Raw genomic sequence first — 12,616 nt, 5'->3', positions numbered from 1 at the left:
GGCGGAGTCAGCAGACCGCCGGCAGAGTCACCGGCCCGCCCGACCCCGCCGGGCCGGGCGGGGCGGGCCCGCCCGCCGGGTCAGACGTCGGTGATGCGGACGCCGGCGTGGGCCTTGTAGCGGCGGTTCACCGAGACCAGGTTGATCGTCAGCGCCTCCACCTGGCGGGCGTTGCGCAGCCGGCCCGCGTAGACCCCGCGCATGCCGGGCAGCCGGCCGGCCAGCGCCTGCACGAGGTCGGTGGAGGGCCGGTCGTCGCCGACGACCATCACGTCGCCGTCCAGCGTCGGCCGCGACAGGTCCTCGAGCAGGACGGCGGACAGGTGGTGGAAGGCCCCGACGACGTGCGAGTCCGGCAGCAGCGCCGCCGCCTGCTGGGTCACCGACCCCTCGGGGACGTCGAGCACGTAGGCGCCGAGCTCGTCGAACCCCATGGGCACGACGCAGTCCACGACGACCTTGCCGGCCAGCGGCTCCGCGAGCTCGGCGAGGGTCGCGGCGTGCCCGGCGAAGGGCACGGCGACGATGACGAGGTCCGCGGCGCCGGCGACGTCGGCGTTGCCCCCGCCCTGCACGGACGCCTCGCGGCCGCCGGCGGTGGACGCGCGCCCGGCGACCTGGGTGGCCACCTCCGCGGCGCGGTCGGCGTCCCGCGACCCGAGCAGGACCCGCTGCCCGGCGGCGGCCAGGCGGACCGCCAGGCCCCGCCCCTGCGGCCCGGTGCCGCCCAGCACCCCGACGACCAGGTCCTCCACGGCGCGTCCGTCCGTCACGGTGCCTCCCTCGGCGAGCCCGGCCCCTCCGGGCGTCGCGCGCCGATCATCCCCCGAGGGTCAGTCGCCCTCCCAGGCGCGGTCCTCCCGGGTCAGCTGCTGCTCCCGGTCGGCGACCGACTGCAGCGCGTGCTCGGCCTCCTCGCGGGTGGCGTACGGGCCGAGCCGGTGCCGCTCGGCGCAGCCGTCGCGGTCCTCCACGGTGTGGTGCTTGATGCAGTAGAACCACGGGCCCTCGGGCACGGCGCACCTCCTGGTCACGGGCCCCCGGCGGGGGCGCCCACTGCAACGGACGGTAGGTCCTCCGTCCTTCCCGCGCGTCGCCCGGCTCAGACGTCGACCATCACCTGGTCGTGCCGGGCGTAGAAGGCGGTCATCTCCTCGGGCGTGGGCCGCCGGCCGCTGCGCCGCAGCTCGGCCAGCTCGGCGAAGAACTCCTCCCGGGCGATGCCCGGTGTGAACAGGATGAGGAACGTCGCCGGCTCGGCGGAGTCGTTGCGGAAGCCGTGCACGCCCCGCTCGTGGGCGATGGCGAGGTCACCGGCGCCGCAGGGCCGCCAGCGGTCCCCGGCGTACACGGTCAGCTCGCCGGACAGGACGTAGAACGACTCGGAGAAGGTCCGGTGGTAGTGCGGCGCGGCCCCGGGCGACCGCGGCGCGAGGCGGTACTCCACGAGCCCGTACCGGCCGGCGGTGACGGCGCCGGGCGCCACCATGCGCAGGGCCCCCGCTCCGGTCGCGGTCATCGGGTGGTCGGCCACCGCGCGCAGGTCGACGTGGCCGGGGTCGACGTGGCGGGGGTCGATGTGGCTCACGTCTCCCAGCCTGGCCCCGATCGGGTGTCGTCACCACCCCCGGGCGGCGGACCGGCGGCGGCGACGTCCCGGCGGTCCGCGCAGGTGGGGCATCCTGCTGGGGTGAGAGCAGGACGGGGGCACGGGGACGGGGGCACCGCGGCACCGCCACCGGTGCGCAGCGGCGAGCACCGGGTCGCGGCGGTGACGATCGCCGTCCTGCTCGTCGCCGGTGCGTCGATGGGGTCGGTGAACCTCCTCGTCGACGGCGTGATCCGGCCGGGGACGTCCCGCTGGGTGTACGCCGGCACGATGGCGCTGCTGGCGGTCGTCGCCGCGGTCCTGCTCGTGCGCCGGCGGATCGGCCGCTGGACCGTGCTGGGGCTGGTCCTGCTCGGCGACCTCGTGTACCTCGTGGTCGCCCTGTCGATCACCGACCCGACGCGCTACGCGACGCCGCTGATGATGCTGCTGGCGGCGTTCGTGGCCGCCTGGTTCCTCGACGGCTGGATGCTGGGCCTGCACCTGGTGGTCACGCCGGTCGTCGTCGCCGCGGCGCTGTGGGACAGCTACGACACCATGGCCGGGCTGGCCGTACAGGTGTGCGTGAACGCGGGGGTGCTCGACCTCGCGGCCGGCGGCGTGTTCCTGCTGCGGCGCCGGATCGAGCGCCTGCTGGTGGCCACCCAGCAGCTGTCGCTGCGCGACCCGCTGACCGGGCTGGGCAACCGCCGGCACCTGGAGGAGCAGGCGGTTCGGGTGTGGCGCCAGGCCCGCCGCGACGGCGTCCGGGTGGCGGCGCTGGTGCTCGACCTGGACCACTTCAAGCAGCTCAACGACACCCACGGGCACGCCGCCGGCGACGCGGTGCTGCGCGCGGTGGCCGACGCGCTCACCGCCGGGGTGCGGCCGACCGACGTGCTGGCGCGCCTCGGCGGCGAGGAGATGGCGGTCCTCGGCCTGGTCGCCGACGCCGCGGAGGCCCAGCGGCTGGCCGAGCGGCTGCGCGCCGCCGTCGCCGGGGTCCGGCGCGGGACGGGGCACGCCGTCACCGCCTCGATCGGCATCGCCGTGGTCCGCCCGGCCGACGGCGAGGACGCCCTCGACGGCCTGTGGCGGCTGCTGCACAGCGCCGACGTCGCCATGTACGAGGCCAAGCAGGCCGGCCGCGACCGGGTGGTCGCCGTCCTCACGCCCCGCCCGCGGCCGGCGCTGCCGGCCGAGGCGGCCGCGGAGCCGGAGACGCGCGCGGGGTAGCGGCCCGGACCGATCGGTCCGACGAGTGGTGACGGCGGATCTCTGCTTCCCTGTTGCGTGTGGTCCGCGTCAGCACCCCCGGGTCCGCGCCGGGAGCCGACCCGGCCGGCACGGTCCCCCTGCCGCTGCGCGACCAGGCCGACGTGCGCGACCGCTGGCTCACCCAGCGGCTGCTGGACGTGCTCCCGGGGCTGATGGACGAGGCCGGCATCGACCTGTGGGTGGTGTCGGGGCGGGAGAACGCCGAGGACCCCGTGCTGGGGACGCTGCTGCCGGCGTCCTGGCTGGGGGCGCGGCGGCGCACCGTGCTGGTGCTGCACCGCAGCGACGACGGCGTCACGCCGGTCGCGGTGTCCCGCTACCCGGTGGGCCAGTTCCTGCCCGCGTGGTCGGACGACGAGCTGCCCGACCGGTCCTACGAGCGGTCGCAGTGGACGGCGCTGCGGCGGTTCGTCGAGCAGGCGGCCCCGGCGGCCATCGGCGTCGACGTCTCCGCGGACTTCGCCTGCGCCGACGGGTTGTCGCACACCGACCACGGACTGCTGGTCCAGGCGCTGGGACCGTGGGCGGACCGGCTGGTGCCGGCCGAGCCGCTGGCCGTGCGCTGGCTGGAGACCCGGCTGCCCGAGGAGGTCGCCGCGATGGCGGCGCTGCACGCCCGGCTGCAGCAGGTGGTCGCCGAGGCCTGGTCCCCCGCGGTCCTGCGGGTCGGCGAGACCACGGCCGCCGACCTGGCCTGGTGGCTGCGCCAGCGCCTGGCCGACCTCGGCCTGCACCCGTGGTTCCAGCCCATCGTGGACCTGCAGCGGGCGGGGGTGCCGCCGGTCGCCGAGCGCGGCACGCTGCTGCCGGTGGTGCCCTACGACGAGCCGGTGGCGCCCGGGGACCTGCTGCACTGCGACGTCGGCGCCGCCACCCTCGGCCTCGCCGGCGACCTGCAGCGGACGGCCTATGTGCTGCGGCCGGGTGAGACGGCGGCCCCGGAGGGCCTGGCGCGCGCGTTCGCGCTGGGCGGCCGGCTGCAGGACCTCACCACCGAGCGGATGCGGCCCGGCGCGACCGGGGACGAGGTGCTGGCCGCCACCCGGGCCGCCGCGGCGGCGGAGGGCATCGACGGCGAGGTGTACTGCCACCCGGTGGGCGTGCACGGGCACGGCGCCGGGCCGGCGATCGGCCTGTGGGACGAGCAGGACGGCGTCCCCGGGCCGGGGCGCGCGAGGCTGCACGCCGACACCGCGTTCGCCCTGGAGCTGGCGGTGCGCGCGGCCGTGCCGGAGTGGGGCGGGCAGTGCGTGCGGATGGGCCTGGAGGAGGGCGTCGCGCTCACCGCCGCCGGCGTGCAGTACCTCGGGGAGCGGCAGCGGGAGCTGCTGCTGGTCGGCTAGGGCCTCACCTCTCCGACGCCTTCTTCTTCCCCGACCCCTTCTTCTTCCCAGACGCCTTCTTCCCGCCCGACGCCTTCTTCGTGCCCGCCTTCGCCGTCTCCTTGTCGTTCGCCTTCTGGATGGCGTCGACGAGTTGCTTCTTCTTCATGTCCGAGCGGCCGCGGATGCCGAGCTCCTTCGCGAGCCCGAGCAGGTGTTCCTTGGTGGCGTTGGTGTTGACGCCGCCCTTGGTCTCCCGGCGCGTGCCGCGGCCGCCGGCGGCCTGGGCGTCGGAGGGGCCCTTCCGGCCGCCCGCCTTGGGCTGCCAGTGGTCGCCGACCTTCTCGTGGGTGTGCTTGACCGCGGCCCACGCCGTCCGGTTGGCCCGCTCCTCGTCGGCGTAGGAGTCCATCGCGGCGTCGTGCGCCTTGGCGAAGGTGCGCTTGGCCTTGTCGTCGGACCGGCGCAGGGTGCTGGGGATCTCGCTGTCGCGGGCCTTCCCGCTCTTCGTCGTCTTCGGCATGGGCGCTCCCTACCCGGGCGGGGGGTGCGCGATCACATGTCCCCCAGGAAGGGGACCAGCGCCGCGGCGAGCTCGCGCGGCGCCTCCTCGGCGACGTGGTGGCCGCTGTCGATCGCGTGCCCGCCGCGCAGGTCCTCGGTCCAGGACGCCCAGACGGCGCGGGGGTCGCCGTGCAGTTCCTCGAGGTCGTCGCGGGCGGACCACAGCACGAGCGTCGGGCAGCGCACCCGCCGTCCAGCGGCCCGGTCGGCCTCCTCGTCGGCGCGGTCGACGGTGAGCCCGGCGCGGTAGTCCTCGAGCATGGCCCGCACGGTGAGGGGGTCCCGCACGGCGGCGACGACGTCGGCGTGGTTCTCCTCCCCCATCGCCTCGGCCCGGCCGATCGCGCCGAACCCGTACCAGGCCACCGGGTCGGCGCCGATGGCGCGCTCGGGCTTGTCCGGCTGCGCGAAGAAGAACCAGTGCCACCACGCGGTGGCGAAGCGGGCGTCGGCCCGGTCGAGGTGCTCGACGATCGGGACGCAGTCGACCACCGCCAGGGCGGACACCGCCGCGGGGTGGTCGAGTGCGAGGCGCAGGGCGACGTAGCTGCCGCGGTCGTGCCCGACGACGGCGAACCGCTCGTGGCCGAGCCGTTGCATCAGGGCCAGCACGTCCGCGGCGAGGGCCCGCTTGGACGCCTGCGCGTGGTCCGGCCGCGGTGCGGGTGCGGTGGACCGCCCGTAGCCGCGCAGGTCCGGGCAGACGACGGTGTGCCCGGCGTCGACCAGCAGCGGCGCGACGCGGTGCCAGGTGGTGTGCGTGCGCGGGTGGCCGTGCAGCAGGACGACGGCCGGGCCGTCGCCGCCGACGCGGACCCGCAGGGTGACGTCGTCGGCGACGGCGACCCGCCGCTCGTCGAAGCCGGCGAAGGCGGTTCCGCCGTGGGTCAGGGCAGGTCCGCCGTCTCCTCGGAGGTGCGGTGCCCGCCCTGGGCGTCGTCGGCGTCGGCGTGCAGCGTGCGTTCCTCGGACTCGGCGAGGATCACCTCCGCGGCGACCTCCTCCATGCCGCTGCCCTTCACCGCCTCCTCCTCGGGCAGCAACTGGGCGCGGGTCTCGACGTTGTGCTCGGGGACGTTGGCCAGCGCCTCGGCGCTGGGTTCCTTCATGGTGGCCACGGCGTCCTCCTCAGAACCGCTGCTGCTCGGTGCCGAGGCCCAGCGCCTCGGCGACCTGTTGCACGTTGTCGAACGTCCGGCCGGCCGGCAGCCGCTGCAGGTCACCGAGCACGGGGTCGGCGGCGTCGGCCTCCCGGGCCCGGGCCAGCAGCGCGTCCCGGTCGGCCGGCCAGACCTCCTTGCCGAGCGCCTCCGCGATGGCGGCGCGGCGCTCGATGCCGGCCGGGTCGGTGCCGGGCGCGGTGGCGGGCTGGTGCGGGTCGCTCACGGCGATCCCCTCCTCGGGTCGGTGCGCGTCACGGGGTCGACGGCGTGGAGTCGTCGGTGTATCGGAGGATCGCGGCCACGCCGACGTCGTCGGGCATCGCCGCCCGCGGCACGACGACGACGGCGGCGGCCGAGGCCACGGCGGCGGCGACCAGGGCGCGGTCGGCGGGGACGGCGGTCCCGGTGGTGCCGAGCGCGTCCATGTCGCCCTGCCGCACGCCGAGCGCGGTGGGGGCGTCGCCGACCAGGAGCTGCTCCTCGTCGGGCCGGTCGGCGAGCACCAGGGTCTCGACCTGCCCCTTGCGCATCGCCTCGACGACCGCCGCAGTCCCGGTGACGGCGAGGCCGTGGGCGCCGGCGGAAGCGATCTTCTCGACGGTCTCGGCCTCCTCGTGCGCCTCGTGCTCCGCGACGAGCTCGGCGGCGCGCCGCTCGACGGGCTCCCGGTCGGCGCCGGCGGCTCGGCCGCCCTCGTCCATGGACACGACCAGGCCGGACCAGACGTCGCTCGCGCGGTCGGTGAGGATCTGCCGGGCGCGGACGTCCCCGGCCACGAGCACGAACCGGGGCGAGAGCCGCCGGGCCATCGAGGTGATCCGGTCGGCGACGCCATCGGCGTTGTGCACCCACGTGTTCTCGGTGCTGTTCTGGTACCGGTGGTGCGCCCAGCCGCCGCCGGAGAACTTGTGCACCTGGAACCCGTCGCCCTCGACGGTCTCCTCCTCCCCGACCTGGCCGGGGGCGCCGAGGTAGGAGAGGTCGGCGCCGACGCGGTCGACGACGGCGACGACGTGGGGCACGCGGCCGGGCAGCTGGCGCAGCACGGGCATCAGGTCGGGGTGGGGCGCCCACTCGGCGACCTCGGCGCGCGGCGCGTCGGTGAGCGCCTGGTCCAGGACGACGGAGCCGTCGGCGGCGACGACGAGCGCGCGGCCGCGCAGGGTGGCGACGTCGCCCCCGTCGTCGGCCTCCAGCAGCCGGGCGCGCACGGCCTCGACGACCGCCTCGGGCGCCCCCTGCCCGGTGAGCCGCTCGGCGACGGCGCGCACCCGCAGGTCCAGCTCGGTGGCGGCGCTCTCGGTGGTGTGGGTGACATCGGCGCAGACCGTGGCGTAGGGGCCCTCGGCGGCGAACACCGGCTGCAGGAAGGACACGTCCATGACGGTGGGGGGTCTCCTCGGTCGGACCTGGCCGCCGGCTGCTGGACGGCTCCGCTCGTGGCCAGCCGCCTACCCACCGGCCCCGGCCTCACACCCCGTGTCGTCGCGCCGGGGCCGGGGTAGGCGCCGTCCATGCCTCAGCACGACGAGTTGCCGATCCCCGACTACGACCACCTGCAGACGGGGGCGCTGGTCTCCCGGATCCGCACCCTGGACGCCGAGGGCCTGCAGACGCTGCTGACCTACGAGAAGGCGCACGCCAACCGCATCCAGGTGGTGCAGGCGATGCAGCACCGGCTGAGCTCGGTGAAGGCGGGCGCGCAGCCGTCGGGCGGGGACCCGGCCGCGACCGGCGCCGACGACCCGGTCGCCGCGAGCACCGGGTCGAAGGTCTCGGAGGCCACCAGCGGCCCGCCCGTGAACCCGCCGTCGCAGGGCGACCCGACGAACCCCGGCCAGCCCCGCTGACCTGCCGCCGCACCGGACCCGCCCGCGCCGGGCGGGTCCGGCACGGTCAGGTGACCGTGGCCCCGGCCAGTCCGGCCGCGAGGCCGACGAGGGCGCAGACCCCGAGGGTGCGCAGCACCGACCAGCGCAGCCGGAACAGCAGCACCGCCGCGAGCAGGCTGATGCCGACGGCCAGCCAGCGCACCGACCCGGGGTCGGGCAGCTCGAGCCCCAGGGGTCCCCAGGTGTGCCGGCTGCTGTCGGCGAAGAGCGTGTGCACGGCGAAGTACAGGCCCAGGTTCGCGATGACGCCCACCACGGCGGCGGTGATGCCGGTGAGGGCCGCCGACAGCGAGCGGTTGCCGCGCAGCCGCTCCATGTAGGGGGCGCCCAGCAGCACGAACAGGAAGCTGGGCACGAAGGTCACCCAGGTGACCAGCAGCGAGGCGAGGACGGCGGCCACCCACGGGTCGAGCGTGCCGGGGTCGCGGTAGGCGCCGACGAACGCCACGAACTGCACGACCATGATCAGCGGCCCGGGGGTCGTCTCGGCCAGCGCGAGGCCGCGCACCATCTCCCCCGGCGCCAGCCAGCCGTACACCGAGACCGCCTGCTGCGCGACGAACGCCAGCACGGCGTAGGCCCCGCCGAACGTGACGACGGCGGTGCCGGAGAAGAACAGGCCCTGCTCGGTGAGGACGCCGTCCCGGCCGAGCAGGACCGCGACGGCGGCGACCGGCGCGGCCCACAGGGCGAGGCCCGCGAGCAGGACGCGCAGGGTGCGGCGCCCGGACGGCGCCTCGGTGTGCAGCACGTCGTCGGAGACCACCGGGGCCGGGCCGCTGCCCGTCTCATCGCGGGCGCGCTCCGGCAACGCGTCGGGACGCAGCCGGCCGAGCGCCCATCCCGCGACGCCGGCGACGGCGATCACGACCGGGAACGGCACCCCGCCGACGGCCAGCGCCAGGAACGAGGCGACCGCGATCGCCACCAGCGCGGGCGTGTGCAGGGCCTTGCGCGCCACCCGGAGGACGGCCTGGACGACGATCGCGACCACGGCCGGCGCGAGCCCGGCGAAGAGGGCGAGGACGGCGGTCGTCGTCCCGAAGGCGACGTAGACCGCCGACAGGACGAGCAGGGCGACCACGCCGGGCAGCACGAACAGGCCGCCGGCGACCAGCCCGCCCCGGGTGCCGTGCAGGAGCCAGCCGACGTAGGTGGCGAGCTGCTGGGCCTCGGGGCCGGGCAGCAGCATGCAGTAGTTCATGGCGTGCAGGAACCGGCGCTGGCCGATCCAGCGCCGCTCGTCGACGAGGGTGCGCTGCATGACCGCGATCTGGCCGGCCGGGCCGCCGAAGGTCTGCAGGGAGATCAGGAACCACGCGCGGACCGCGGTCCGGAACGGGATCGCGGGCGCGGGCGCCGCCGCCACGTCGTCGGACACGGGTCTCCTGGGTCGGGTGGGCGGGGTCACGCGGGCTCGCGGCCGAGCAGCAGGCGCCGCTCGTGGAACTCGTGGGGGCCGTCGAACAGCGGCCGGGAGACCTCGAGGGTGCGCTCGTCGCTGCCGGTGATGGACAGGCCGCGGAGGAGGACGTCCAGGCCCGGGGCCTCGGGGGCGTCGAACCGGCCGTCGTCGAGGTCGGCCTCGTGCACGATCTCCGCGATCCGCCACAGCACCGGGTCGGTGAGCTCGTGGACGCGCAGGATCGTCTCGGAGCTGCAGTCCCCGCCGACGTGCCCGAGCGCGGCGCCGCGCATGTCGAAGGGGGTCGCGTCGGAGGGCACCTGCGCAGGGTCGGCGACGAACACGAACTCCGCGGAAGCGTCGAGGAAACGGCGGATGAGCCAGGCGCACGCGGCGCGGTCGATGTGCACGCCGGCGCGGGTGGGCCACCTCATCGGACCGGCTCCCCCACGACCGTCGCCAGCGCGCGCAGAGCCGTGGCGGCCTCCTCGCGCTCCGGCGGGAGGAAGAAGTCGCGGCGGCCGACGGCCCGCCAGTCCGACCGCAGCCGGCGCAGCGTGCAGCCGCGGGCCTCCGGGGCGTCCGCCAGCGCCTCCCGCGCCGCGGCGGTCAGGTCGGCGTACTCGGCGGCGCGCGCGGCGGCCATGGTGGCGGCCAGCTCCCGCTCCTGCGCCGCCGTCGTGGGCGAGGCCAGCCACAGGCCGGCGCAGCCGCCGCCACAGCGTGGTGCGCGGCCCCGCGGGCTGCCGGGGCAGCCGGTGGCTCAGCATCACCCACTCGCCCGTCACGGGGGTGATCCAACCGCGGTTGCACCGGTCACGTCGAAGGGTCCCGCGCGCCTGCGGGCCGGGATCGTCGGCCCCGTCCGGCAGGCTGCGCCGCATGCCGTTCACCGCGACGCTCACCCGTTCGCCCGGACCCGGGGGCTGGGTGTTCGCGCCGGTCCCCGCGGAGTCCGCCCCGGGGTCCGCCGGCGCCTTCGGCCGCGTGCCCGTCACCGCCACGGTCGACGGCCGGTCCTGGTCCACCAGCGTCTGGCGCGACCGCCGGTCGGGGTGGCTGCTGCCGGTCCCCGCGCGCATCCGGGCCGGCAAGGGCGACGGGGACGTGGTCACCGTCGAGGTGGTGGTCGACCACGCCCGCCTCTGAGGAGCCCCTCCCCCGCGCGGAGGGCTTCCGGCCGTGACCGAGCCAGGGAGCGGAGCTCGGAACCTGGCCCGGTGCTCACCCGAGGAGTTCCCCCTCCACCCGGGTGGGCGTGGCACGGCGTCGCAGCGGCGTGACGACGTCGTCCCCATGGTGCGCCACATCACATCCACGCGCACCCCGTGAGTCGTCGTCCGTCCCGGTCGCGGTCACGCGCTCCGCGGCGCGTACATGATCACGGCGACGCCGACCAGGCAGACGAGCGCGCCGACGACGTCCCAGCGGTCGGGACGGAATCCGTCGACGACCATCGCCCAGGCGAGGCTGCCGGCGACGAAGACGCCGCCGTAGGCGGCCAGCATGCGGCCGAAGGGCGCGTCGGGCTGCAGGGTCGCCACGAGCCCGTAGAGACCCAGCGCCACCACGCCGGCGCCGATCCAGAGCAGGCCGCGGTGCTCGCGCACGCCCTGCCAGACCAGCCAGGCCCCGCCGATCTCGGCCAGCGCGGCGAGCACGAACAGCAGGACCGAGCGGGCGACCGTCACCCCGGCGATGCTGCCAGGGCCGGTGCATGCGCTGGTCCGCGGCGGGTAGTGCCCCGCCCCGACCGTCCGAGCCCGGGCGGCGACCCGAGACGGAGGTCGACATGGCCGAGAAGAGCGGCAAGGGCAGCGACACGGCGAGGAAGGCCAACGCCAAGGCGCAGAAGGAGGGCAAGAAGAACCCGCGCACCAGCTCGGCCGCGCAGAGCGAGCTGGGCAAGAAGGGCGGGAAGAAGGGTGGCAAGAAGAAGGGGAAGAAGGGCGGCGGGAAGAAGTCCTGACCGCGACGGGCGATGACTTCCGCGGCGCTCGAGGGTCCGTCCTGGCGACCCTGCAGGCCCTCACCGCTCGGAGGTCACCGTGATGACCGATCCCGCCGGCGCCGACCCCGGGGACGTGCCCCAGGCCCCCCGGCCGCACCCGAGACTGCGAGAGCTCGACGTCCTGGAGGGTGTGTGGCGGCTCGAGGGCCGCGGCCTGGACGGCGGCCCCCTCTTCACCGGCACGGTCACCCGACGCTGGCTGCCGGGCGGTCACTTCCTCGTGCAGCGGATGCGGATCGACGGGGAGGAGAAGGAAGGAGCCGAGTACATCGGCTACGACCACGCCCGGCAGACGCTGCGTTCCCTGCTGTTCAGCGACGAGGGCCCGGGCCCGTTCTGCTCCTTCGCCCTCGAGTACTTCTGGCAGATCGAGGGGGCCGAGCTCACGATCTGGCACGGCACCCGGGGCTCACCCGCGCGGTTCAGCGGCACCATCGACGGTGAGGCCGGCACGATCACGGGGCGTTGGGAGTGGCCCGGCGGCGGCTACGAGGCGCTCGAGACACGCCTCGACGCGGACTGAGCTCCCGATCGCCGACGGGCGCGCACCTACGGCCCCTCGGCGCCCCAGCGCGCGAGCGCGGTGATCGCCTCGCTGAGCGCGAGCCCGCGATCGGTGAGCGCGTACGCCCGGGTGTTGTGCCGCAACGGCAGGCGGGTCAGCACGCCGGCGGCCTCGAGTTCGCGCAGGCGGGTCGCGAGCATGTTGGTGGGCACCCCGAGGTCGCGCTGCAGGTCGCCGTACCGCTGCGGCCCGCCGAGCAGCCGTTCCACGATCAGGAGAGCCCACCGGGCCCCGACGACGTCGAGGGCCGCGGCGAGGTGGCTCACGCGGTCGGGTCGGCGTCCTGCTTCATCCAGAACGGCGAGTAGTGATAGCCGTCGAGGTCGTCGAACTGGCGCTGGTACATGAACGGGTAGTCGTCGGTGTCCCCGACCCGGCCCCCCGCGGCGGCGGCGCGCTCGACGAGCTCGTCGACCGCCTCGCGGCTGCCCAGGTCGAACGAGACCGTGACCTTCGAGGGCGTGCCGGGTCCGCCGACCAGTTCCTCGACGCCGCCGACGCTGGCGTACATCTCGCGGCTGCCGAGCATGACGTACTGCTCGGGCGCGATCGCGAAGCAGGAGACGTTGTGGTCGGACATATCGGCGTTGAGGGTCCAGCCGAGCGCCTTGTAGAAGGCGGTCGCCCGCGCGACGTCCTCGACCGGGCAGGTGATGAAGAGGGTCATGCGGATGACACTTGCAAAATGCAAGTGCGACGTCAAGTCCGGGCGCCCCGCGGCAGGACGAGGCGTCCCTCTGGCGGGGGCGGCGGGCCGGCCCGGCATGGCCGCCGGCGATCACGGGCCAACGACTGGACGACGTTGCCGATCACCGGGCGAACCGGCAG

Annotated in this window: 20 protein-coding genes; 6 read left to right on the top strand and 14 right to left on the bottom strand. The window is 75.8% G+C overall.

Annotated features, from left to right (window positions below):
- Nucleotides 1-80: 80 nt before the first annotated feature.
- The 3 genes from npdG to ACI781_RS08400 all read right to left on the bottom strand — a co-directional run bounded on the left by npdG (nucleotide 81) and on the right by ACI781_RS08400 (nucleotide 1,588).
- Complete coding sequence (gene npdG, locus ACI781_RS08410) at nucleotides 81-773, bottom strand: NADPH-dependent F420 reductase (protein WP_456565627.1); 693 nt, start codon at nucleotides 771-773, stop codon at nucleotides 81-83.
- A gap of 60 nt (nucleotides 774-833) precedes the next feature.
- On the bottom strand, nucleotides 834-1,016 hold the full coding sequence (locus ACI781_RS08405) for a hypothetical protein (protein ID WP_456565626.1): 183 nt from the start codon (nucleotides 1,014-1,016) through the stop codon (nucleotides 834-836).
- Nucleotides 1,017-1,102: 86 nt separating this feature from the next.
- Nucleotides 1,103-1,588, bottom strand: coding sequence for a cupin domain-containing protein (locus ACI781_RS08400; protein ID WP_456565625.1), 486 nt, complete (start codon nucleotides 1,586-1,588; stop codon nucleotides 1,103-1,105).
- Between the two features lie 102 nt (nucleotides 1,589-1,690).
- Between ACI781_RS08400 and ACI781_RS08395 the strand changes: the two genes are divergently transcribed.
- Nucleotides 1,691-2,824, top strand: a complete 1,134-nt coding sequence (locus tag ACI781_RS08395) for a diguanylate cyclase (protein ID WP_456565624.1) — start codon at nucleotides 1,691-1,693, stop codon at nucleotides 2,822-2,824.
- Nucleotides 2,825-2,883: 59 nt separating this feature from the next.
- Nucleotides 2,884-4,209, top strand: a complete 1,326-nt coding sequence (locus ACI781_RS08390; protein ID WP_456565675.1) for a M24 family metallopeptidase — start codon at nucleotides 2,884-2,886, stop codon at nucleotides 4,207-4,209.
- 4 nt (nucleotides 4,210-4,213) lie between these two features.
- Here the strand turns inward: ACI781_RS08390 and ACI781_RS08385 are convergent, their stop codons facing one another.
- The 5 genes from ACI781_RS08385 to ACI781_RS08365 all read right to left on the bottom strand — a co-directional run bounded on the left by ACI781_RS08385 (nucleotide 4,214) and on the right by ACI781_RS08365 (nucleotide 7,297).
- Entirely contained in the window at nucleotides 4,214-4,711 is a 498-nt protein-coding gene (locus ACI781_RS08385; protein WP_456565623.1) for a ChaB family protein, read from the bottom strand.
- 32 nt (nucleotides 4,712-4,743) lie between these two features.
- Entirely contained in the window at nucleotides 4,744-5,535 is a 792-nt protein-coding gene (locus ACI781_RS08380) for an alpha/beta fold hydrolase (RefSeq protein ID WP_456565674.1), read from the bottom strand.
- Between the two features lie 104 nt (nucleotides 5,536-5,639).
- Nucleotides 5,640-5,861, bottom strand: a complete 222-nt coding sequence (locus ACI781_RS08375; RefSeq protein WP_456565673.1) for a hypothetical protein — start codon at nucleotides 5,859-5,861, stop codon at nucleotides 5,640-5,642.
- 19 nt (nucleotides 5,862-5,880) lie between these two features.
- Nucleotides 5,881-6,138 (bottom strand): DUF2795 domain-containing protein, encoded by a 258-nt coding sequence (locus tag ACI781_RS08370; protein ID WP_456565622.1) that lies wholly within the window; start codon nucleotides 6,136-6,138, stop codon nucleotides 5,881-5,883.
- Between the two features lie 28 nt (nucleotides 6,139-6,166).
- Nucleotides 6,167-7,297, bottom strand: coding sequence for a baeRF2 domain-containing protein (locus ACI781_RS08365; RefSeq protein WP_456565621.1), 1,131 nt, complete (start codon nucleotides 7,295-7,297; stop codon nucleotides 6,167-6,169).
- 132 nt (nucleotides 7,298-7,429) lie between these two features.
- Here ACI781_RS08365 and ACI781_RS08360 point away from each other — a divergent pair, with 132 nt between their 5' ends.
- Nucleotides 7,430-7,765, top strand: coding sequence for a hypothetical protein (locus ACI781_RS08360; protein WP_456565620.1), 336 nt, complete (start codon nucleotides 7,430-7,432; stop codon nucleotides 7,763-7,765).
- A 46-nt stretch (nucleotides 7,766-7,811) separates the two neighbouring features.
- Here ACI781_RS08360 and chrA read toward each other — a convergent pair whose 3' ends face one another.
- The 3 genes from chrA to ACI781_RS08345 are packed head-to-tail and all read right to left on the bottom strand — an operon-like array spanning nucleotide 7,812 to nucleotide 9,858.
- Nucleotides 7,812-9,188: a chromate efflux transporter gene (gene chrA, locus ACI781_RS08355; protein WP_456565619.1), complete on the bottom strand. Its 1,377-nt coding sequence runs from the start codon at nucleotides 9,186-9,188 to the stop codon at nucleotides 7,812-7,814.
- 26 nt (nucleotides 9,189-9,214) lie between these two features.
- A complete protein-coding gene (locus ACI781_RS08350) occupies nucleotides 9,215-9,646 on the bottom strand; it encodes a chromate resistance protein ChrB domain-containing protein (RefSeq protein ID WP_456565618.1) in 432 nt (143 codons plus the stop codon).
- Nucleotides 9,643-9,858, bottom strand: a complete 216-nt coding sequence (locus ACI781_RS08345; RefSeq protein WP_456565617.1) for a hypothetical protein — start codon at nucleotides 9,856-9,858, stop codon at nucleotides 9,643-9,645. The genes ACI781_RS08350 and ACI781_RS08345 overlap by 4 nt, the downstream gene beginning before the upstream one ends.
- 236 nt (nucleotides 9,859-10,094) lie before the next feature.
- On the opposite strand from ACI781_RS08345, the gene ACI781_RS08340 reads away from it, so the two are divergent.
- Nucleotides 10,095-10,361 (top strand): DUF1905 domain-containing protein, encoded by a 267-nt coding sequence (locus ACI781_RS08340; protein WP_456565616.1) that lies wholly within the window; start codon nucleotides 10,095-10,097, stop codon nucleotides 10,359-10,361.
- A 206-nt stretch (nucleotides 10,362-10,567) separates the two neighbouring features.
- Here ACI781_RS08340 and ACI781_RS08335 read toward each other — a convergent pair whose 3' ends face one another.
- Nucleotides 10,568-10,903 carry a YnfA family protein gene (locus ACI781_RS08335; RefSeq protein WP_456565615.1) on the bottom strand — a complete coding sequence of 112 codons (336 nt, stop codon included), beginning with the start codon at nucleotides 10,901-10,903 and terminating at the stop codon, nucleotides 10,568-10,570.
- A gap of 101 nt (nucleotides 10,904-11,004) precedes the next feature.
- Here ACI781_RS08335 and ACI781_RS08330 point away from each other — a divergent pair, with 101 nt between their 5' ends.
- Complete coding sequence (locus ACI781_RS08330) at nucleotides 11,005-11,181, top strand: hypothetical protein (protein WP_456565614.1); 177 nt, start codon at nucleotides 11,005-11,007, stop codon at nucleotides 11,179-11,181.
- Nucleotides 11,182-11,263: 82 nt separating this feature from the next.
- Nucleotides 11,264-11,746, top strand: a complete 483-nt coding sequence (locus ACI781_RS08325; RefSeq protein ID WP_456565613.1) for a hypothetical protein — start codon at nucleotides 11,264-11,266, stop codon at nucleotides 11,744-11,746.
- 26 nt (nucleotides 11,747-11,772) lie between these two features.
- On the opposite strand, the gene ACI781_RS08320 is transcribed toward ACI781_RS08325, so the two are convergent.
- Together ACI781_RS08320 and ACI781_RS08315 are read right to left on the bottom strand one after the other, a co-directional pair.
- On the bottom strand, nucleotides 11,773-12,054 hold the full coding sequence (locus ACI781_RS08320) for a winged helix-turn-helix transcriptional regulator (protein WP_456565612.1): 282 nt from the start codon (nucleotides 12,052-12,054) through the stop codon (nucleotides 11,773-11,775).
- Nucleotides 12,051-12,455: a VOC family protein gene (locus ACI781_RS08315; protein ID WP_456565611.1), complete on the bottom strand. Its 405-nt coding sequence runs from the start codon at nucleotides 12,453-12,455 to the stop codon at nucleotides 12,051-12,053. Before ACI781_RS08315 ends, ACI781_RS08320 begins: the two co-directional genes overlap by 4 nt.
- Nucleotides 12,456-12,616 lie beyond the last annotated feature (161 nt).

It is taken from the genome of Blastococcus sp. SYSU D00695, assembly GCF_054050555.1.
The sequence above is the reverse complement of the archived record's forward strand: the minus strand, read 5'-3'. Positions and strand labels throughout refer to the sequence as shown.